Source organism: Candidatus Hydrogenedentota bacterium, from assembly GCA_016791475.1.
Classification (GTDB): Bacteria; Hydrogenedentota; Hydrogenedentia; order Hydrogenedentales; family JAEUWI01; genus JAEUWI01.
The window spans coordinates 63,915-85,278 of record JAEUWI010000011.1 but is presented as its reverse complement, the minus strand read 5'-3'; the positions used below and the strand labels follow the sequence as shown (position 1 = coordinate 85,278).

At 61.7% G+C, this 21,364-nt stretch carries 11 protein-coding genes; 3 read left to right on the top strand and 8 right to left on the bottom strand.

Features of this window, described 5'->3' with window-relative positions:
• Nucleotides 1-22: 22 nt before the first annotated feature.
• On the bottom strand, nucleotides 23-6,280 hold the full coding sequence (locus JNK74_08075; GenBank protein MBL7646129.1) for a VCBS repeat-containing protein: 6,258 nt from the start codon (nucleotides 6,278-6,280) through the stop codon (nucleotides 23-25).
• A 194-nt stretch (nucleotides 6,281-6,474) separates the two neighbouring features.
• A complete protein-coding gene (locus tag JNK74_08070) occupies nucleotides 6,475-8,967 on the bottom strand; it encodes a DUF4838 domain-containing protein (protein ID MBL7646128.1) in 2,493 nt (830 codons plus the stop codon).
• A 328-nt stretch (nucleotides 8,968-9,295) separates the two neighbouring features.
• Between JNK74_08070 and JNK74_08065 the strand changes: the two genes are divergently transcribed.
• Nucleotides 9,296-9,649 carry an arsenate reductase family protein gene (locus tag JNK74_08065; protein ID MBL7646127.1) on the top strand — a complete coding sequence of 118 codons (354 nt, stop codon included), beginning with the start codon at nucleotides 9,296-9,298 and terminating at the stop codon, nucleotides 9,647-9,649.
• A gap of 100 nt (nucleotides 9,650-9,749) precedes the next feature.
• Here JNK74_08065 and JNK74_08060 read toward each other — a convergent pair whose 3' ends face one another.
• Nucleotides 9,750-11,447, bottom strand: coding sequence for a polysaccharide deacetylase family protein (locus JNK74_08060; GenBank protein MBL7646126.1), 1,698 nt, complete (start codon nucleotides 11,445-11,447; stop codon nucleotides 9,750-9,752).
• 157 nt (nucleotides 11,448-11,604) lie between these two features.
• A complete protein-coding gene (gene hemL, locus JNK74_08055; protein MBL7646125.1) occupies nucleotides 11,605-12,888 on the bottom strand; it encodes a glutamate-1-semialdehyde 2,1-aminomutase in 1,284 nt (427 codons plus the stop codon).
• A 242-nt stretch (nucleotides 12,889-13,130) separates the two neighbouring features.
• On the opposite strand from hemL, the gene JNK74_08050 reads away from it, so the two are divergent.
• The gene (locus JNK74_08050) at nucleotides 13,131-14,363 is read left to right on the top strand and encodes a sulfatase (protein MBL7646124.1); all 1,233 of its coding nucleotides are present in this window, start codon (nucleotides 13,131-13,133) and stop codon (nucleotides 14,361-14,363) included.
• A 104-nt stretch (nucleotides 14,364-14,467) separates the two neighbouring features.
• Here JNK74_08050 and JNK74_08045 read toward each other — a convergent pair whose 3' ends face one another.
• From JNK74_08045 to JNK74_08030, 4 genes are read right to left on the bottom strand one after another with little or no spacing between them, the layout of a single operon-like run.
• Nucleotides 14,468-15,202, bottom strand: a complete 735-nt coding sequence (locus JNK74_08045) for a DNA-processing protein DprA (GenBank protein ID MBL7646123.1) — start codon at nucleotides 15,200-15,202, stop codon at nucleotides 14,468-14,470.
• A gap of 30 nt (nucleotides 15,203-15,232) precedes the next feature.
• Nucleotides 15,233-16,117 carry a hypothetical protein gene (locus JNK74_08040; GenBank protein MBL7646122.1) on the bottom strand — a complete coding sequence of 295 codons (885 nt, stop codon included), beginning with the start codon at nucleotides 16,115-16,117 and terminating at the stop codon, nucleotides 15,233-15,235.
• 39 nt (nucleotides 16,118-16,156) lie between these two features.
• Nucleotides 16,157-17,572 carry a DUF1501 domain-containing protein gene (locus tag JNK74_08035; protein ID MBL7646121.1) on the bottom strand — a complete coding sequence of 472 codons (1,416 nt, stop codon included), beginning with the start codon at nucleotides 17,570-17,572 and terminating at the stop codon, nucleotides 16,157-16,159.
• 44 nt (nucleotides 17,573-17,616) lie between these two features.
• Nucleotides 17,617-20,742, bottom strand: a complete 3,126-nt coding sequence (locus JNK74_08030) for a DUF1553 domain-containing protein (GenBank protein MBL7646120.1) — start codon at nucleotides 20,740-20,742, stop codon at nucleotides 17,617-17,619.
• Between the two features lie 173 nt (nucleotides 20,743-20,915).
• Here JNK74_08030 and JNK74_08025 point away from each other — a divergent pair, with 173 nt between their 5' ends.
• Complete coding sequence (locus JNK74_08025) at nucleotides 20,916-21,323, top strand: DUF4259 domain-containing protein (protein ID MBL7646119.1); 408 nt, start codon at nucleotides 20,916-20,918, stop codon at nucleotides 21,321-21,323.
• Nucleotides 21,324-21,364 lie beyond the last annotated feature (41 nt).

Sequence of the window (21,364 nt, the reverse complement as noted above, 5' to 3'; positions counted from 1 at the left end):
CGCGGCTTGGTGTCGATGGAGTCTATCGATGCAGGAGGATTGAGATATTGTTCGCCCCGCCGTTGCCGGCGGCGATGTCGGGCAGGCCGTCTTCGTTGAAATCGCCCACGGCGAGGCCGGTTGTGAAGGGGTCGGTCAGGTCGTAGCTGCTTGCGCCGGAGAAGAATCCGGTGCCGTCGCCGACGATGACGCCGACGGATTCGATGCCGGGTTCTTCGCCGAACAGGATGTCCGGTGCGCCGTCCAGGGTCACATCCGCGATGTGCAGGCGGTAGTAGCTGGCGTCGTAGGGCCGATTGGGTATCTCAAACGAGACGGCGTTCTGGAAGGTGCCATCGCCGCGACCGAGACTGACGTAGATGGTGCTGTCGTTGAAGTTGGAGCCCACTACATCAAGATCACCGTCGCCATTCAGATCGCCCACGGCAATAGCGAGCTGTCCGCTGCCTGCCGGGGAGGGCGATTGGAATGAACCGTCGCCGTTGCCGAGGTAGATCCGCGGCCCGCCCCCGAACTCGGTGGTGACGAGGTCTGGGTTGTTGTCCTGGTTGATATTGGCTACTTTCACAACCTGCGGCGAACTTCCGCCCGAAACATCGAAGGGATTCTGGAAGGTTCCGTCTCCGATGCCGAGGAGGATGGTGACCCCGTTGCTCGGCGAGGGCACCGCGGCCACGTCTGTCGCGCCGTCGCGATCAAAATCGCCGAGGGCCACGCTCGCGACGCGGCTTCCCGATTCAATGAACGTGGGAGACTGGAAGGAACCTTCGCCGCTGCCGAGCATGATGCCGACCCGGCCGGGTGTCGCATGGGCGGAGACAATATCGGGCAGGTTGTCGCTGTTAACCCGGCCGAGGACCAAGTCATTGAATCCGGTGGCCAGGGGCGAGGCGATGGGTGCGGCGAAGGTTGCGTCGCCATTGCCTGGAAACACCAGCACCTGTCCGTCGGTGGTGCGAACGGTGACCAGGTCCAGGTGATCGTCACCATCCATGTGGGTTGCATTGAGAGAGCGGTTGCCGAAATCGCCGGTGGGTACGACGAGCTGGGTGTCAAAGATGCCATCGCCCAGTCCGCGCAGTACGACGATATCGCCGTAGCCCGAACCGGTGAGCGGCAACAGATCGACGATTGAATCGCCGTCCGCGTCAAGATTTGTGATGCATCGGGTAAATCGCGAGGAGCCCACGATTCGTATTTCGGGGAACGCGCCGTCGCCGTCGTTGAAGAACAAGTTGATGTTACCGGAATTGAGGATGCTGTTCGCGGTGGCCAGATCGATGCTGCCATCGCCGTCAAAATCCCCGGCGGAAACGCAGCGCGCGCTCCCCGTTATCGGGTAAGTCACCTGGGGGCTGAAGGTGCCGTCGGCGGCGCCGAGCAAGACGCCCAGGGGGGCTTCCTGTCCGGAGAAGGCCACATCGAGAACGTCGTCGCCATTCAAGTCGGCCAGTACGAGATGGTCAGGAGCGAAGACGGCATCGTAGCTGACGGGATCCTGGAACGTTGCGTCTCCGTTGCCCAGGCGCATCTCGAATTTGGATAGCCCGCGGTTCAGCACGTACAGATCGAGGTTGTCGTCGCCATTGGCCTTTGCCAGGCCGAGATCCAGGATATTGTTACCCGTGATCTGGAGCGCGGTTGGCTCCTGAAGCGTCCCGTCGCCGTTTCCTAGGAAGAAGTTGATAACGCCGGAATTGCTGCTGCTGGCGACGACGTCGAGCACGTCGTCGTTGTTGATGTCGCCAATGGCCACGTCGCCGGTTCCTTCGACCGAGGCGTTGAAACCCACGAGCTCATCGAAGGTGCCATCGCCATTGCCCAGCGCGATGAAAACGCTGTCATCGATGAATCCGGCAAATATGGCGTCGAGGTTGGAATCGTTGTTCATGTCGGCGAGGGTCACGTCTGCGGGCAGTTCCCCCACGCTGACGGAGTTCGGGGCGCTGAAAGTGCCATCGCTCCGGTTCAACAGCGAGACGAGGCGGGCGTCTACGACGAAATTCACCGAGTCGCTGGTTACCACGACAAGATCCGGCAGCCCGTCGCCATTGATGTCGCCGGTAGCGACATCCTGGACGGTGCCTTCGAAGGGGAAGCGCGCGCCGGGATAGAGCAGGGCGATGGTTTCCGTGATGGTTATGGCGCCGGCATTGGTGACGCCGTCGGGCACGATGGTCAGTCCCGTGACCTGGCCGGATAGGGTGGTTTCCCCCTCGGTGAGGCGGGCCGTAACGTCGAGGAGCGGCAGGCCGCCGGAGGGCACATTGCCCTCCACCACGAAGGAGAACGCGCCGCTGGCATTGGTGAGTCCCTGACCGCCGAGGCTGGTAAAGACGGCGGCACCCTCCACGGGGGATTCGTCATCGCGTTGCACGGTGCCACTGACGGTGGTGGAGAAAAGGACCACCCGGGGCGCGAGGATGCCCGCGTCGGTGATTCCATCCGCCACGACGGGAACCAGGCCGGAGTCGAGTTCATCGTCACCTACCGTGGTGACGAGCGTGACGAAGTTGGTTGTCGAGGGCAATGTGAGGACCAGGGTGAAGAAGCCGTTGGCGTCGGTGGTGGCCGAACCGCCAAAGGCCGTTGTGGTGACGACGACTCCGGCCACGGGGTTGCCATCGGCGTCGCGCACGAAGCCCTCAACGGTGGTGGAGATGGTATCCGACGCAATGGTGACGCGTTTCGCGGAGGTGACGCCCTGATTGGTTGCGGTGACGACGGCGACGCCGTTTTGCAGTGCCGTGAGAACGCCTGCTTCATCCACGGTGATGAAATCCGTGCTGCTTACGCGGTAGGTGGTTCCCGCAGCCACGGGGGTCACGTCGTTTTCGGTGTCGTCAAACTGGATGGCCGTTGCGGTCAGTTGGGTGGTGGCTTCGGGTTGCAGGACCGAGGCGACGGCGTCCAGATCGAGTTTTTTCGGGAAGAGGGGCGGCGTGTCGGACAGGGAGAAGCTGTTTACGATGGCGACGCCATTGTTCACCACGCGGAAGCTTCCGCTGGTCGCATACTTCATCTGACCGTCGATGTTGGCCACGCCCACCACGCTGATCACGTCGTCGGCAATGAAATCGGGCCGCGAGCCGGGGCCCGCGGTACCAAATTGATCGGGTGCGGTTATATTGGGGATAACGAAGAGGCCGTCGTCGTCGACGCGGAAGGCCTGGCCATTGGCGAAGAGGGTGTAGCGGCTGTCCAGCAGCACCGGGGGCTCTTCCCCCTGCTTGGGCGGTGTCGGCAGATCGAGGGCATCGATCACTTCCTGACGGACACGGTCCTGGAAGAGGGCACTCTCGATGATCGACTTGTGATCGGTTCCCGGCACTTCGATCACGCTATCGCCCTCGACGCGAAAGCCGCGCAGGCACTCGATATCGCCGAAGTTGTCCACGCCAATGTTGGAACAGTTTGCCCGTTCAACATCGGTCAGCCCGTCGGGGGTGACAAAGTTAATGACGCCGCCGACGCCGGGCAGCACCTGATCGCGCTGATAGAAGGGCACACCGGGGAAATCCTCCAGCACCAGTTCGCGGCTGATGCCATCGGCGATGATGGCGACATCCGGGTTGAGGTCGCCGGCGAGGCGAACCGTGTCACCGCCCAGGCTGTGGCCCACGAGGATGAGGAAGGGGCGCGGGCATTCGGCGGAGCCCGGGACGTTCTCCCGGGCTTCTTCCGTGAGGCGATCGAGCCACTGGTTCACGGCGAAGAGTTGCGACGCGGCGGAGTTGGCGGAGGGAAACACTTTTGCCGTCACGCGGTAGGGCTCAATCTCCCGGAGGCTGTTCGCCAGGGGACCAAACGCGGCGGAGAAGTCACCCGCGCTCCATTCCTCGGGACACAAACCCGGAAAGGCCTGGGGACACCTCGGGCTTCCTTCGAGGAAGGCCACGGCGACCTCAAAACAGTTGCGCACGACACCGGTGACGGCGTAGGGCGGGCAATTGCCGCCCCAGCCGGCCACGTAGAGGCCGGAGCCGGGATCGGAAACAATTTCGCTCGCGTCGTCGCTCACCCGTCCCGAGGCCGCGATTTCAAAAGCGTTGGTGCCATGTTCGAAGCTGAGGAAGTAGGCCGCGGCCCCGGCGGGCAGGCCGGACATGTTGGGGTAGGTAATCTCCACGGGCGGGTCGAAGCGGGCTTGGGAGGGTTGCAGTGTCCAGGCGAACTGCGTCGCCACGCCGCCGGGCAGGGCCATGGGCACGTCGTCGTAGTGCACCTGGGTGAGGGACAGGGTGGCGGGATTCGACGGCGAAGGAATGGTACCGTCGGAGTTCGTCATGGAACCCGCCTTCACCACCATTTTCAATCCTTCAACACCCGCGACGCGCAGCTCCACGTCCTGGGTGCCGTCATACAGCACTTCGTTCGCGGGGTCAAGCTGGGGCAGATAGACCGGTCGCGGCAGGGTGTTCGCGGCGTTGGCGATGATGGTCGTCTCAAAGGGCAGCCGGGGGAAGCCACCGCCGGTGATGGGTTCTCCGCCCAGGGTTGTGGCGGTGCGCCCGTCGAAGCGACCTCGGGCGGGGCCATCGGGAATGCCGGTGAATAGAAAGCGACCCTCTTCATCGGTGATGGCCGGTTCCAGGAAGACGCCATTGACGGAGATGTCCACCTCCACACCACCCACGGGCGAGTTTGCATTGTCGAGCACAACCCCGGAGAAGGTGGTGGGCTGGCCCTCGGTGCGCTGAACCCCTTCAATCGTGAAGGTGGCGGGCAGGCCGGTGTTCCCTTCAAAATTCGCCTCGATGATGTTCTTTCCGGGCGTCTCTCCCGCAGTGAAGTAGGTCCGTGCGTTTCCGGTGATATCCGTATCGATGGTGATCTCCGGGTTCCCGTCCGGTTCGAATCCGCCATCGCCGGAAACGACCCGAAAGGTAACCGGGACGCCCCCCACGGAGTTGCCGCCGTCGCTCACCCACGCAATCAGACGCTCCGGCGCCGGGGCTCCTGTTTCCGCGCGCTGGTCGTTGCCCATCATGATGTTGATCTGGGCGGGCGGCCCGGCCAGGGCCGAAGCGCAGAAGAACGTGGTCCCCGCGATATCTTCGCTGGTGACGCTGATCCGGTTGTTGCCCTGGCCCGCGTCGGAGCCCAGCGTCCAGAAGACCGTGGCGAGGCCCTCGCTATCGGTCCGCGTCTGGAGGCGCATCGCGCGCTCTTCCGCACCCGACACCGTGGCGAGGCGCCCGTCGCTTCGGGTGACGTGGAAGTTCACGGTTTTCCCGACGAAGGGCGAGCCGTCTTCGTTCGCCACCTTCACAACGACCGGGTTTGCGAGTTCGGTGCGAATTTCTCCGCTCTGGTCATTGCCGGACACGACGGTCAAGCGCGGGCCCGTCGCGGCCACGCGGGTAACGGTCACCGTGGCGGTCGTGCTGTTGCCGGCCGCGTCGACGCCCGTGGCGGTGATCACGTTGGCGCCCAGGGCGAGGGGCACCGCCTGGCGCTCAAAGGAGCCATTGGTGCCGATGCCGGGGAACACCTCGGCCGCGCCGCCGTTGACCTGGACTTCGAGGCCCAGGAAGCCGCTGAGCACATCGCTGATGCGTCCAGCGACCTGAATGGATTCGTTGGTGAGTTCCAGGCCGTCCTCGGGGAAATCGATGGCCACCATGGGCGCCTGCGCGTCCTGGGTAATCTCGACCGGGGCCGGTGCGCTGCGGAGGCCAAGCGCGTTTTCCGCGATGACCGAGAGTCGATTGCGCTGGCCGGCCAGAAGCGTAACTTCCACGGAGAAGGCGCCGGAGGCATCCGCAGTCGTCGTGAAGGTCATGTTCGTGGACACGATAACGTGAATGGTCGCGTTGGGATCGGCCGTTCCGGAAATGGTCGCGGCGCTTCCGGTCAGGGGCGTCTGGGGGAACACCAGGTTGGCCGGCGTGCTGGGCGGCGCATCGGGATCCCGAACCTCGATCAAGTTCGACTGCGTGGCGGTGTCGGTTTCCTCGCCCAGCGTGACCGTCAGCGAGACGGTGTAGACACCAATGCCTTCGTAGGTATGGGAGGGGGACTGGCTTGTGCTTGTGCTGCCGTCGCCGAAGTCCCACAGCCAGCTTTCCGGGGCGCCGCCGCCGGAGGTCGTGGAGGTGTCGGTAAATTGAACCACCAGCGGCGCGGGCCCGGTTTCCGGGGACGCGGTAAATGCCGCACTCGGAACATCGGGCTCCGGCGGTGTACATGCGGTGGAGAGCAGGCCGAGGCCGGTCACAAACGTTGTGGCGAGGAAGAGCGGCAGACTGTAGCGGGACTTTATCATGATGATCTCCATTGGTGTCGAAGCTCAATGATACAGCAAGTCCCAATTTCTGTGAAGGGGGGATTGCCCGGGATAGGCGCAGGGCCGCATGCCGGGTTTATTCCGCATTGTGCGGTAGCGTTTCTAAGAAATTCGTAGTATTGCGACCAAAGAAAAGGCCGGTGCGTGGCGCACCGGCCGATGAAGATTGTGAATGTCGGCTCTGCTTATGCCGGGGGTGCTGTCAGCAGCTCCAACGTGTAACCATAATCGAAGGTCTCGCTGGTCTTCAGTTCTTTTGTTTTCGTGTACATTTCCAGATTGATCTGGGAGCGGTTTGGGCGCCAGAAGAGGTCGAGGCGTTCGATTTCGTTGCGATCGAAAGTCTGAACGACGCCGAAGTTCAGCTCGCTGTTATAGAAGGCGAATTTGTTGCCGGTGGCCTTGCGCAGGGTCTCTTCGTTGGGGCCTCCGCCGAATTTGTCGTCTTCCACGAGGGCCTTCCAGCCGTCGTGCTCGACGTAGCCGGTGACGGCCTTTTCGTTGGCCGCGGTGGTGTTGGAGTCGTACTCGGGGTGGATCCAGATCTGATAGTTCTGCGGCTCCGCGCCGAGGTGGGTGAGGGTCGTGTGGAAGCGGACCCGTGCGGGGTTGGCGGGATCGAAATCGATGCGGCGCACGATGGTGACACGCCCGTCGAGCGTGCCGGTCAGGGTGACGCCGTTGTCGGTGGCTTCCGCGTTGAACTTGAGGAGGTCTTTGTCGGTGAAACCGGCGACGCCCCATTCTTCCATGGCGCGGTGGCGGTTGAACATGCGCCCGCGCGGAAACACGACATCGCGACCGGTGGGCTTGTAGACCATTGAGGCGAGCTTGCCGTTTTGCTCGGGGAGCACGGTGACCTGCCAGGTGTCATTCTCAAATCGCACGGCAGGGAAGCCCGCGCTCAGGCCCTGGAGGCTGGTGTAAAGGTCTTCGGCGGTCTGAAGTTCCCGGGCCATGGTCAGCCCGGCTTTTCGGCCGAGGGCAATGTAGGTCTCGATGGCATTCTCGTATCCTTCGGGCAGGGCGATATGGCAGCGGCCGTTTTCATAGCGCGTGCCGCTGCTGCTTTCGATGAGGGCCTTCCAGGCGCAGAGGCTGGCCTTCTCCACGCGGGCGCGGGTGGCGTCGTCGGGAGCGAGGGCCAGGGCCATCTGAAACCAGCCAATGGCCTTGATGGAGAAGTCGCGGTTAAGGCCGACTTCCACGGCGGTGGGGAAGCAGTCCGGGTGCATGCCTGAGGATTCGGCGTTGTCGTGGAGGGCGGTGAGGTATTCGAGGATCGGTTTGGCGGCGGGTCCGTAGTGAAGCTTGCAGAACTCCTCCACCAGCGCCCAGCCTTCCTGATCGGGATTCCACATGAGTTGGCTGATGACGTAGTTGCGGAGATCGCTGAACTCGGCGCTCAGGCAGTTGCCGGCGGCTTGCATGAAAAGGCCGTGGACGTTGTTGTTGAGGAAGTAATTGACGTTGGGTCCGATCACGCGGAGGTTGGGGAAGGGCAGGTCGTAGCTGGCGAAATTGGTGTTGTAATTCCAGACCCAGATATCGTCGCTGATGGCTTTCCAGTTCGCGAGGTCGTCACAGAACTCACGATTCTTCTCGCACTTTGGATCGTTGATGGGGTGGAGGGTACAGCACTCGATGCTGCAGAGCTGGATCTGGACATTGTGTCGCGGACGGATGGTTTTTGGGGCCTTGCGCGTGTGCCAGTAGGCGAGGGTGCCGATCTTTGTGTTGGGGAACTTGGGCTCGATGCGTTCCGCCACGGCGTTGACGAAGGCGAGGTAGGTGCCCATGGGCGTGCCTTCGCGCTGGTTGATCGCCTCGCAGTTCTCACAGCGGCAGTAGGCGTCGTTGTCGTTCTGGCTGACGCTGATATTGCGCAACTGGGGGTTCTTTTCCAAATCGGCCAGGACGGAGGCCGTCACGACATCGAGCACGGCGGGGTTGGTAAGGCAGAGCTCGGGGCCGCCGCCGTGCATTTCCAGCTTGCGTTCGCCGCCGACGAGGGCGAAATACTCGGGGTGTTCCTTACCGAATTTTTCCGCGGGGCAATGGTGGTAAAAGGAGTGGCTGATGAGATTCTGGGGTGTGACGCCGCCGAACTTTTCGTCGGTCGCCACGGTGTTGACGCGCATGCGGGTTGCAAACGCGGGGTTGGTGTTGTTTTCGCCGTAGTAGCTCCAGCGAAAGGAGAAGGGTGGGGCATAGCGGTATTCGCCATTCTTCAGATCGCGGGTGGCGGCATCTTCCGGGAACCAGGTGTGGTCCGTGGTGAGAAAGCGGGCGCCGACGTAGCGCTCGAAGAACTCGTAGACGCCGTAAAGGGTGCCACGCGGCTGGCCGCCGGTGATGACGAGGGCGTTCGGCGCCACGCGGATCAGGAGGCCCTCCTCGCCCAGGTCATTGTTGCTCACGCCCGCCTGGTTGGCCATGCCGGGGCCGATCACGATGTAGTTTTTGCCGGTCTCGCCAACATTGCTGATGGGGAGGGTGACGCCGCTGCAGGCTTGCCACAGGGACTGAAATTCCTGGGCGGCGAATTGCTCGCTGGGGATGGCGTCGGGCGCGACGAGGATGCTCCACTGGGAGAGATCCTTTGCGGGGAGTGCGAAGGCGGCAAAAGACGCGGCCAGCGCGATGCAGATGCTTAGCAGGCGGGTGGTGGTGAACATGGAAAATGGGCTCCTGTTGGATGGTTACCCCCGAAAATTGCTCTCGACGAATGGTAGCGCATGGGCACGGGGGATCACAAAGAGGGAAATATAAGAATTGACCACGGAAGGGCACGGAATTTCACGGAAGGGAAGAAGAAAAAGGGACGAATAGGGATAGCAGGGAGGAGAGCCATTGAAGATCTGGTTTCCTGCTGTCGCTGGTGTCGCTGCTGTCCCTGCAACCCTGTGACGCGTTGGCAATGCGCGCGCGGGGCGGTGTAATGTCTTGGGGGAAATTCAGTCATCCAAGGTTCGATTGCGAAGGAGATTTGCTGTGTCTATTAAAATGTATGCCTATAAGAATTGCGGGACCTGCCAGAAGGCGGCGAAGTGGCTTGGGGCGCAGGGCGTTGTTTTCAAAGAAATACCGATTCGCGAGACCCCGCCGACCGTGGCGGAGTTGAAGAAGATGCTGAAGGCCATGGGGGGCGATGTGCGGAAGCTGTTCAACACCTCCGGTATGGATTACAAGGCGCTGAATATGAAAGAGAAGCTGCCGACGATGGGCGAGGCGGAAGCATTGGAGTTGCTGGCGTCGAATGGAAATCTGGTGAAGCGGCCCTTTGTCCTGGGGGATGGCGTGGCGACGGTGGGGTTCAAGGAAGCGTTGTGGGCGGAGATGTTTGGAATTAAGAATTGAAAATTACGAATTCAGGAGACGCAGGGCCAGCCGCGCGCATCACGGTACAGGCATTAAATACCATGGTGCCGTCAACACCGAGCTGGTTCCTCCAGTTGCGTCAATCCCTGGGCTGCGCCGCCCAGGACTCCGCGGCTTTCTGCTGCGTCTCAATCAGCTTCCCTTCATAAAACCAGATACGGCCCCGCACGACTTTTCGCTCTCCAGGTGCCGCGTCGGGAAATTGCGGGTCCACGTGGGCGCAGGGGCATTTCGCATTGCCCCAGCAGCGATCGACCGGGTCAAAGGCGATGATCACCCAGCGGGACCCGTCGGCATTGCCCACAGTGGTGACCGGGTCGGAGAAGGTCTTGTTGTCGTTGGTCTGGGCCTCAAAACCCACGAGATCCTTCAGCATCAGGCAGACCTGGGCCCGCAGATCCGTCAGGGCGGCATCGGTCCCGTTTTCGATCCACATCTCGATATCAACCGTCGTATCCGCGGCGCTGAGGTTCACCCCGAAGGACACCTTGTTCGGCAGCGTGCGCGACAGCGAGAGGCCCGTTTCCGTGCGGGTCCAGTCGATATTCTCGATGCGCTCGTTTTGTGCGTCCCAGTAGGTGGGGATGTGGGTGTGGGCAAGATAGATCAGGTCTTTCTGTTGCCAGATGGCCTCCGGCACATCCAGCACGGCATAGCCGCCGCCCTCCCAGGGCGCGAAGATGCTGGCCTTGGTGCCCCGCTGCGGTGCGACGGCCCCTTCCAGAAAGCCAATGCGCGGATGGCGTCCGCCGGGATAGGGCAGGATCTTCAGGCCGGGTTTGCGCGCCCCTTCCAGCGTTTCACGCCCGAAGGCCGCCGCCTGGGCGATCTGGGTTACCGTCTGCACATCCCATCCGGTCACCTGGGCCACCTCCTCAAAGGAGTAGCCATGATGGACCAGCATGTTCTCCAGCCAATAACGCAGATCGTTGCGCGTGGCTTCCACCTCCGGCGATTGCTTCAGCACACCCTCCTTCGGCAGGGGATAGCGGTCCGCGGGCATACCCTTTGCCTCGGGGTTCGCATCGGCCACAGGGATCAGATCTCGAAGCGCAACCACATTGAAGTTTTCCGCCTTGAGATAGTCCATGAACTCGATAAAGCGCGCCGGGTCCGTGTGCACCCAGGGGTGGACCGGATCGGGAACACCGTGAAACTGCACGATGACCGGCTGGCCCGGCTTGCCGCTGTTCACCAGCGTCTTGAAATGGTCCAGGGTCCAGTCGGGATAGGCGTCGCCCGTGGTGGGAATGAGCAGCCGATGGTGCCGGTCCGGTTCGTAGAGGGGTCCGACGAAAATCCGGCCATAGGGCAGCTCCGGCTGCATGCCGCGCCGCGCGATTTGATAGCCGCACTTCTCCAGTACGCGCACGCCCTCGATGCAGAAGGCGTTGCCCGGCCAGGCGAAGGAGACCGGCTTGGGCACGCCCACTTTCTTGAGGGCGCTCTCCACCAGCGCGAGCTCTCCCTCCATCCGCGCGGCCTCGGCGGGACTCGCAAAGCCCTGATGGGTCCACGTGTGGTTTCCGATCTCGAAGCCCATCTGGTGAATCGTCGCCACGTCCTCCCAGCTCAGGAAGTTCTCCGTATCGCCCATCCACTCATGGGTGATGAAAAAGGTCCCGCCGAAGCCCCGCTCCTTCAGCGCGGGCGCCACAATGGTCACATGGGATTTCACCGCGTCGTCAAAAGTAAGAACCACGGTTTTCTCGGGCAACTGGGCCACAGCCGAGGCCGCCCCAAGAACGATGATTGCAAGACTGGTCCACCACGACATGTTTGCTCTCTCCTTAGAATATTGCAGGGCCCGCGCGACGGCGGCGAGTCCGGATGGGTCTTATGGGTCATGGGCCTTACTCGCCCATCAAGTCCTTAGAGCCCCTTACGTCCCTAAAGTCCCTTGAGTCCTTTAGGTCCCTTGAGTCCTTTGAAACTTACAGTCCCTTAAACACTTCCCGCGCCGCCTCCAGCGTCCGATCAATGTGGCTGTCTTCGTGGGCCGTGCTCATGAAGCACGCTTCGTACTGTGATGGCGCGAAATACACGCCGCGCTCCAGCATGCCCCAGAAGAACTTGCCATAGCGCGCCGTGTCCGACTTCGTGGCCTCTTCGTAGTTGCGGATCGGTCCTTCGTGGAAAAACATGCACGCCATGGAGCCCGCCTGGGTCTGGAAGATCGGGATGCCCGCTTCCTTCGCAATCTGGCCAAACCCTTCGCTCAGGTGCGTCATCTGCGTTTCGATTCCTTCAATCACGCCGGGCTGGGACAACGCGCCCAGGGCAGCCAGGCCCGCCGCCGTCGCGAGCGGATTCCCCGATAGGGTGCCGGCCTGATACACCGGCCCCACGGGCGACAAGTGATCCATGATCTCCGCCGGACCGCCGTAGGCCCCCACCGGCAACCCGCCGCCGATGACTTTTCCGAGCGCGCAAAGATCCGGGGTGACACCATAGCGCTCCTGCGCGCCGCCCAGCGCAGCACGGAAGCCCGACATCACTTCATCAAAAATCAGCAGCGAACCATATTGCTCGGTGAAAGCCTTTAGGCCGGCGAGATAGCCCGGCTCCGGCAGCACCACACCCATATTGCCCGCCACCGGCTCCACGATAAGGCAGGCGATATGTTCGCCATGCTCTTCAAACACCGTGCGAACCGCCTCCAGATCGTTGTAGGGGATGGTGAGCGTGGTGGCGGCGTAGGCCTTGGGCACGCCCGGACTCGTGGGCACGCCCAGCGTTGTCAGGCCACTGCCCGCCTTCACCAGCAGGCTGTCCACGTGGCCGTGGTAACAACCCTCAATTTTCACCACCAGATCGCGGCCCGTGTAGCCCCGCGCCAGGCGAATCGCGCTCATGGTCGCTTCCGTGCCGCTGTTGACGAGGCGCAGTTTCTGCACACACGGCACGATCGAGGCCACCTTCTCCGCCAGGCGGATTTCCGATTCCGTGGGAATGCCAAAACTCGCGCCGTGGGACAGGGCATCGCGCACCGCCGACTCGATCACTTCGCTCGCGTGGCCCAGCACCAGCGGGCCCCAGGAGAGGACATAGTCGATATATTGGTTGCCGTCCACGTCCGTAATGGTGGCACCCTTGCCGGACTTGACGAAAAAAGGTTCGCCGCCCACGCCTTTGAAGGCGCGCACGGGGCTGTTCACCCCGCCCACCAGGGTCTGATTCGCCGCCGCAAACAACGCTTTGGATTTGGTGTGATTCATCGTGGAAAACACTTTCTAAGGCAAGTTGGATCATTCGCACCGGCTTCCCGCCGACTGGAGGATAGTGTAGCAGGTGGTAATTGACAATGGACAATTGACAATGGACAGCGGAAAACAGGACGGACTGCCGAAGCGTGCCCAGTATCTGCCGAACTTTTCCGCCCTCGCTGTCAACTGTCCATTGTCAACTGTCAACTGATCCGCTATCATGCAGGCTCACCCGGCACACGAAAGGAAACCCCATGCGACTATTAATTCTCGCCTTCCTCCTCCTCCCCGCACTCTCTTTCGCCGCGCCGCCCAATGTGGTGCTTATCCTCAGCGACGACCAGGCCTGGGGCGACTACAGCTTTATGGGCCATCCGCAGATCCAGACCCCCAACATCGACCGGCTGGCGGAAGCGGGAATGACCTACACACGGGGCTACGTACCCACCAGCCTGTGTCGCCCGAGTCTCATGACCTTCGCCACGGGGCTCTACCCCCACCAGCACAAGGTCACGGGCAACGACCCCATGAAGGGGGTGGACCGCAACCTCATGCTCAAGCATATTGATGCCGCGACAACCCTGATGGACCGGCTGGGTGAGGTCGGCTATGTGTCCCACCAATCCGGCAAGTGGTGGGAAGGCGCGCCTGCCCGCGGTGGCTTCACCCAGGGTATGACCCATGGCGATGTGGCCCGAGGTGGACGCCACGGCGACGAAGGCCTGAAAATCGGCCGCGAAGGCCTGGCGCCCATCGCGACTTTCCTCGACGAGACGAAGGACAAGCCCTTTTTCCTGTGGTATGCCCCTTTCATGCCCCACGAGCCCCACACGCCACCGGAGCGTCTGCTGGAGAAGTATCGCGCCGAAGGGCGATCAGAATATGTCGCAAAATATTGGGCCATGTGCGAGTGGTTCGACGAAACGATTGGCGAGTTCATGGCCCTGCTGGAGCAGCGCGGCGTCGCGGAGAACACGTTGGTGGTCTATGTCACGGACAATGGCTGGATTCAGAATGAGAACGAGCGCGGCTTCGCCCCCAGGAGCAAGCGCTCACCCTACGACGGCGGCGTCCGCACCCCGATCATCTTCCGCTGGCCGGGAAAGATCACGCCGTCACGCAATGACACCACCCTCGTGAGCAGCGTCGACATCGTGCCCACGATCCTGGAAGCATGCGGAATTGCGCCAGTGGCGGAGCTGCCGGGTGTGAGCCTGCTGAATGGCCCACCGGCGGGTCGAAATCAGGTCTTCGGGGAGATCTACAGTCACGACGTGGCGGATATCGACAATCCCGCCGCCAGCTTATTTTATCGCTGGACCGTGGCGGGGGATTGGAAGTTGATCCTGCCTGCGCGAGCAGGGGAAACGGCGGAACTGTACAACATCACGGCGGACCCGTGGGAGAAGGAAAATCTGGCTGGGGCGCAGCCCGAGCGCGTGGAAGTATTGACAAAGAGCATCGACGCCTGGTGGCTGGGGAAATAGATATTTTTAGCTGCAATAGAACGCAAAGAGCGCAAAGAGCGCAAAGACAAGAACCTTCTTTGCGCTTTTTTACGGCAATGGATTTTGCTAAACGACAATCCCGCTCAAAATAGGCCCAATTGTGACGACGATTGCGACCAACCCGCTTTCTGGTGAACATCCTGGAAGACATTGGACATATTGGCCTTGCCCGTCGTGGCGCTTCTGCGCAAACTCTTGCCGCCTTTGGCGATCAGGGTTCGGTTGCCCACGGCGACCTCGTTCATGTCCTTGTACTCTGCGACATACAAGGGGATGTTGAGTTTCAGCGTGTCCAATCCCGCACTGATGGTCCCGCCTTTTTCGCCAGCCTCGATGACAACCATAGCGCCGCTCAGGGCGATGATCACCTGATTTCTGCTCATCGCCTGAAACGCGCGCCATGGCGTATCCGGTCGAAACTGGCTCAGAACCAGAACGCGCTCCCAATCCCAAACGGGTCGCAAAGCACGTTTCACCTGAAAATGATTGATACCCTCGGGAAGGACTAGGATGGTCTCACCGCCCGCTTCCAGTGCTACATAGTGAGCACTGAAATCTACGCCCGCGGCGTTTCCGGATACCACGACAACACCGGCATTCGCCGCTTGAAATGCGCAATCCCGAACCGTTTCCAATCCACGGTCACTGGCTTTTCGAGATCCACAGAAACCTATTGCGTCCTTTTCGAGGAGTCGCAGGTTCCCAACAGCGAATAGCGACGCCGGAGCCTTGGAACCCATAAGGACCTTGACCTTCTCAGGATAGGCTGCAGAATCAAGCGTCAATTCCGTGATGTCAGGGGCCGTGTCCGTTGTCATGGCTTGCTCCAGTGTCGACTAGGAAACTTTTCATGATTTATTATCCGTATTCCCTAAAGATTTTACAAGGCAAAGGCCGAACACATTTCGCGCACCCGCCTTCTGCAGCTTCATCGCGACAAACTGAAGGGTAGTTCCGGATTGGTACAGATCATCAACCAAGATTACGTCTTGTCCGCTCAGGTCTCGGTTAACCATGAGTCCGGTGGCCTCCCAATCGTCCCACTTCTGCTCAATACCTCGATCTTTCAATTTCTGTTTTGCAAACTCCGAAAAACTATGTGAGATATCATTCAAATGGAGCCGGTGAGCGACACCCCCTGCAATTTGATAAGGCAAATGGAAAGGTTTTCCAACTTCAGAAGGAACAGCGGCGATATATTTGGTGCAATTCAAGTAAGGCAAGTCCACAATTGTTTTGCAGCAGGCTTCGACCAGCCTTTCAGTAGCCATTCTATCTTCGCGGTACTTTGCGGCGTTCTGCAACGCGCCAATCTCGGTGTATTGTTCCCCTAGCCCTCGAAAGTTAAGTGCCAATGCTATCGAGATAGAAAGGCCGTCTCGGAGATAGACGCGTTCCCCTTGCCTGTGAATCCAGTCTTGAATTAATTCGAACTCTTCTTGCGTTTTAATCCCGTACCAAACATCGAGCGGTTTATCACTGTTCCGATTGCGAAATAATCTTCGGGGAAACACCCACTTCACTCCCTGAGCGAAGGGAAAATTCACTGCGCCAACAAACACATTCCCCGCTGGTTTGACCTTCAAATAGTTGCAGTGTTCATAGTAGGGAGCAAAACAAATTCGCTTAGTACTCTTGTCCTGATGCAGTTCCCTTACTGTCTCTGCTGTAATCGTGGGCATGGACGGCTTGTCCCAGTTCTCATAATCTTCATCAAATTCAGTGTAATCCAAAGTTACTCCCTCTCAATTCACCGCGATTCCTCGCATCCCCTACGCGATCACATCGTTCACCACGTTCCCGAACACGTCCGTCAATCTAAAGGCCCGGCCCTGGAATTCGTACGTGAGCCGTTTGTGGTCGATGCCCAGCAGGTGGAGCAGCGTTGCGTGGAAGTCGTGAACGTGCACGCCATTCTCCGCCACGTTATAACCTAATTCATCGGTCGCGCCGTAGGTGATGCCCGGCTTCGCCCCGCCGCCGGCCATCCACATGGAGAAACAGCGCGGGTGATGATCGCGGCCGTAGTTCGTGGCCGTCAATTCGCCCTGAGAGTAATTCGTCCGCCCAAACTCGCCGCCCCAGATCACCAGCGTATCCTCCAGCATGCCGCGTTGCTTCAGATCGGTGATCAGCGCCGCCGCACCCTGATCCGTCAGCTTCGTCATGTTTCGCATGCCGTCGGGAATGTTCCCGTGGTGATCCCAATCCTGATGATAGAGCTGGATAAAGCGCACCCCCCGCTCGGCCAGTCGCCGCGCCAGCAGGCAGTTCGCCGCGAAGGTGCCGGGGTTTCGCGCGTCTTCGCCGTAAAGCTCAAAAATGTGCTCCGGCTCGTCCGACACATCGGTGGCATCCGGCACGGACTGCTGCATGCGGAAGGCCATCTCATACTGCGAGATGCGCGCTTCCAGCGCCGGGTCGCTGTGCTGCGCCTGCTTGTGGAGGTGAAGTTCATTGACCGTATCCAGCAGCTTGCGGCGGCTTTCGCGGCTGACCCCTTCGGGATTTTGCAGGTATAGTACCGCATCCTTTCCGGAGCGAAAGCGTACACCCTGGTGGGCCGCCGGCAGGAAGCCATTGCCCCAGAGGCGCGCATAGAGCGGCTGACCGCCCATGTCCTTTGTCACCAGCACCACGAACGAGGGCAGGTTGTCGTTTTCCGAACCCAGGCCATAGCTTAGCCAGGAGCCGATGCTGGGCCGCCCGGAAAGCTGAGAACCCGTCTGCAGAAAGGTGATGGCCGGATCGTGATTGATGGCTTCGGTATACATGGACTTGATGAAGCACAGATCGTCGACCACCTTCGCCGTGTGGGGCAACAGTTCGCTCACCCACGCGCCGCTCTGGCCATGCTGGGCGAAATTGAAAATGGACCCGGCCATGGGCAGGCTGGCCTGGTTTGCCGACATGCCCGTAAGCCGCTGACCGGCGCGCACGGAATCGGGCAGTTGCTCGCCGTTGTGCTTCACCAGCGCGGGCTTGTAATCAAACGTCTCCAGTTGGGACGGACCGCCGCTCTGGAAGAGATAGATCACCCGCTTGGCCTTCGGCGCAAAATGGGGCGCGCCCAGCGCCGAGTCATTCTGGGGAACAGCCGCGCGGGCGGCATCCGCGTGCAGCATCTGGCCGAGGGCGAGGGCGCCGAGGCCCATGCCGACTTTGCTGAGGCATTCGCGGCGCGTCATGCCCAACAGGGGGATGGAGCCGGTGCATAGGGGGTTGGGCGTGTTCATTGTTTTACCTGAAACTCCTCGTGGTTCATGATCGCCTGCGCCAGAGCCGTGGCTGCCGCCAGTTGGACCGCATCGGCCCCTGCGGGCAGGGGCTTCTCGCCAATAGCGAGGTAGGCCTTCGCCCCTTCGGGATCGTCGCCGAACAGGGCGCGCTGCTCGTCAAACGCCTCGCCAAGTATCCGCAGCTCCTCCCCGTCGGGCGTGCGGCCCGTAAGGCGGCGGAACACCGTCGCCATCCAGTCCGCACCGCCCGCGAGCGCATCCGCCGCAAGCACGCGGGCCGCCTCGATGTACTGGGGGTCGTTTAACAGCACCAGCGCCTGCAGGGGCGTGACCGTCGTCTCGCGCCGCACCAGGCAATACTCCCGGCCCGTCGCATTGAAGGTGAGCAACGAAGGCGGCGGCATGGTCCGCTTGATAAAAGTGTACAGACTGCGGCGATAGAGACCATCACCCGTGTCGGGCTTGTAGGACGACGTCGGCCCATCTTTCCAGAGCCCCTCGGGCTGGTAGGGCTTCACGCTCGGCCCGCCCTGCTTTGCCACCAGCAGCCCCGAACTCGCCAGGGCGTTGTCCCGGATCTGCTCCGCCGTCAGGCGGCCCCTGGGTCCCCGGGCCAGCAGCGCATTGTCTGGATCGCGTTCCAACAATGCGACGTCGGCCCGCGAATCCTGGCGGTACGCCGCCGTCATCACCATCTGCTTCAGCAGCGCCTTTACATCCCAACCCGACTCGATAAAGTCGAGGGCCAGATGGTCCAGCAACGCCTGGTTGGTGGGCATGGCGCCGTGGGAACCAAAATCCTCCTGGGTCTTCACAATGCCCAATCCAAACAACTGCTGCCAGAATCGATTCACCGCCACCCGCGCGGCCAGGGGGTGTTTCGGGTCATTCAGCCATTCGGCCAGGCCCAGGCGATTGCGGGGCAGCCCCGGATCCAGCGGCAGAATCTCGTGAGGCACATCCGGCGATACCGGCTCCGCGGGATGGTTGTACTCGCCACGCTCCAGCCGATAGGCCTGGCGCGTTTCGGCCATCTCCGTCATGGTCATGATTTCCTGCACGCTCGAAATGAAGTCCGCCTCTTCCTTGCGCTTCTGTTCCAGCGCGGCCAACTGCTCCCGCCAGGGGCCGTCCGCGATTGCGGCGTAGTAATCCACCAGCCGCCCGTCGGAGGGCTCGTTGAAGGCCAGTTCGTCCACCGCCGCCGCAAGATTCGTCTTCCCCGCCAGGGCCGAGGCCTCCAGCGCGGTCAGGGTGCGATTGAAGATCTTGAAGCTGTCGATCCGGCCGCCCTTGAAGCCGCTGTCGCGAAAGCGCATGGCCAGTTGGAGCGGTGGCTCGGTCACTTCGCTGCCCGCATCATAGAGAATGGTCTTCTTCAGGCCGTCGCGCACGGTCTTCGTCGCCACAGGCTCGCCATTCACATAGATCGTGACACCACTCGCCTTTGAACTGCCGTCGTAGGTGATGGTGCAATGGGTCCACGCGTTTACCGGCAGGGGCTGCTCCGCTTCAACCCGCAGGGCGTTGCCGGGCCAGAAATGGCTCAGGCTGAAGGTGGGCTTCCCATCGAGAAGCAGAAATTCATAGCCCCGGCTGGCCGCGTCTTCCGCCGCCATGCTGCGGTGAAAGATCACGTAGCGCGGGCCGTGGTCCGGCGTGCGCAGCCACAGCGAGACGCTGAAGGGTTGAAACCGGTCAAAGGCCGCGCCGCCAGGAAGCTCCACGCCGTTATCCCCGTTGAATTCCAGGCCCTGGCCCTCGGGGCCCGGCACCGGCACGGGGTTGCGCGGCAGCTTCGCCTCACTGCCCGCCCCGGCGACGTTGGGCGTCTTGCCCTCGGTCACGGTATCCAGGGGCAACTCCACCACCGGCACAGGGGACGCCACGGTGCGGTTCGGGTCGTTCTGCCAGGCTTCGAAACGCTCCGCCGCGCCATCGCGCGCCTCCTTCACCGCCGCCTCCTGGTCCCCGATCGCCGCGAGCAGCGCCTCGTGCCGTTCCTTTTCGCCGTCCTTGTAGAGAAACATGCTCGGCGAGGGGATGGCGCTGGTGAAATGGGAATACATGCCCGATTCATCGATATTATTGAAGAAGGCGAAGAGCTGGAAGTAGTTCTCCTGCGAAACCGGATCAAACTTATGTTCGTGGCACCGAGCACAGTTCACGGTGAGGCCGAGGAAGGCCGTGCCAAAGGTCTCCGTGCGATCGGCCACATAGGCCACGCGAAACTCCTCCAGCACACTCCCGCCCTCGTTGGTCTGCCGATGCAGCCGATTGAAGGCCGTCGCCAGGCGCTGATCCTGGGTGGCATTCGGGATCAAATCCCCCGCGATCTGCCAGCGCACAAACTCGTCCCACGGCAGGTTCTGCTGGAAAGCACGAATCACCCAGTCGCGCCAGGGCCAGACCGTGCTGTCGCGATCATTCTGATAGCCGTAGGTGTCCGCATAGCGCGCCACGTCGAGCCACTGGCTCGCCATATGCTCCCCATAGTTCGGCCCATTGAGAAAATGGTCCACAATCGTCTCATAGGCCCGGGGCGATGAATCCGCAAGATAGGCGTCGATCTCCGCCAGGGTCGGCGGCAGCCCCGTCAGGTCCAGCGCCACGCGGCGGATGAGCGTTTCCCGGTTCGCCTCCGGGGCGGGGGAGAGCCCCTCCTTTTCGAGGCGCGCGCGGATGAAGGCGTCGGCCGGCGTCGGCGCATCCACGGCGGGTACGGGCGTTCGCACGGGCGGAATAAAGGCCCAGTGCTTTTCGTATTGCGCGCCCTGGGCGATCCAGCGCTTCAGGGTTTCCTTCTGCGCCTCCGAAAGCTCCAGTTTCGCTTCCGGCGGCGGCATGAGATCATCCTGGTCCGCCGTGAAGATGCGCGCGATGGCCTCGCTGGCGTCGATATCCCCCGGCACGATCGCCCCGGCCGCCAGGGCATCTTCCGGCCGGTCCAGGCGGAGCTCGCCCTTCCGCGCGGCCGAATCGGGACCGTGGCACGCGAAGCAGTGCTTGGAAATGATGGGGCGAATGTCCCGGTTGTACTGGAGGGGTTCTTCTGCGTGGACGACAAGGGCCAGTGCGGCCGCCAATCCCGAAACCCAGGCTGAACTACGTCGATGCATGACTGATGCTCTCACAATGCACTGCGGGGTGAAATTTCCTGACTCCCCTCTAGTCTACAACCTGCGGGGACCCATGACAATATCCTGTTTGGACCGGCCAACGGCCGCTTGCCTTTGCCCCGCGTGCGGCGCTAGGATCGCTCCGCTCTTGGATGGCAAGCAAGGAGAGAACCATGGGATGCTGGGGCATCGGCACCTTTGATAACGATGATGCGATGGATTGGGCCTGCGACCTCAGCGAAGGTACCGGGTTCCGTCCGGTTGATCGGGTATTGTTGGCCCCCTGCGACGTCGAATACCTTGAAGCCCCCGATGCCTGCGAGGCCCTGGCCGCCGCCGAAGTCGTGGCCGCACTCCTCGGTCGCCCCGCCAGTGACCTGCCCGTCGACGTGGCGCGTTGGGTCGCCGAGCACCGCGGTCTGGATGCGCGGCCCTACCGTGACGCCGCCCTGGCCCACGTCCGCGCCGCCCTGGGCGTCAACTCCGAGTTGCGCGAACTTTGGGCGGAAAACGAGAAGGATTTCCCCTTCTGGAAGGCCACCGTGGAGGCCCTCATCGCGCGGCTGAGCTCGGCAAGTTGAGCGAGAGCATGTGCATTTTGCGTCCACGAAACGAATGACGG

Excerpts from the sequence above, each read along its gene's own strand:
- JNK74_08075 (MBL7646129.1), bottom strand. The coding sequence starts at position 6,280 with ATGGAGATCATCATGATAAAGTCCCGCTACAGTCTGCCGCTCTTCCTC.
- JNK74_08070 (MBL7646128.1), bottom strand. The coding sequence starts at position 8,967 with ATGTTCACCACCACCCGCCTGCTAAGCATCTGCATCGCGCTGGCCGCG.
- JNK74_08065 (MBL7646127.1), top strand. The coding sequence starts at position 9,296 with ATGTATGCCTATAAGAATTGCGGGACCTGCCAGAAGGCGGCGAAGTGG.
- JNK74_08060 (MBL7646126.1), bottom strand. The coding sequence starts at position 11,447 with ATGTCGTGGTGGACCAGTCTTGCAATCATCGTTCTTGGGGCGGCCTCG.
- hemL (MBL7646125.1), bottom strand. The coding sequence starts at position 12,888 with ATGAATCACACCAAATCCAAAGCGTTGTTTGCGGCGGCGAATCAGACC.
- JNK74_08050 (MBL7646124.1), top strand. The coding sequence starts at position 13,131 with ATGCGACTATTAATTCTCGCCTTCCTCCTCCTCCCCGCACTCTCTTTC.
- JNK74_08045 (MBL7646123.1), bottom strand. The coding sequence starts at position 15,202 with ATGACAACGGACACGGCCCCTGACATCACGGAATTGACGCTTGATTCT.
- JNK74_08035 (MBL7646121.1), bottom strand. The coding sequence starts at position 17,572 with ATGACGCGCCGCGAATGCCTCAGCAAAGTCGGCATGGGCCTCGGCGCC.
- JNK74_08030 (MBL7646120.1), bottom strand. The coding sequence starts at position 20,742 with ATGCATCGACGTAGTTCAGCCTGGGTTTCGGGATTGGCGGCCGCACTG.
- JNK74_08025 (MBL7646119.1), top strand. The coding sequence starts at position 20,916 with ATGGGATGCTGGGGCATCGGCACCTTTGATAACGATGATGCGATGGAT.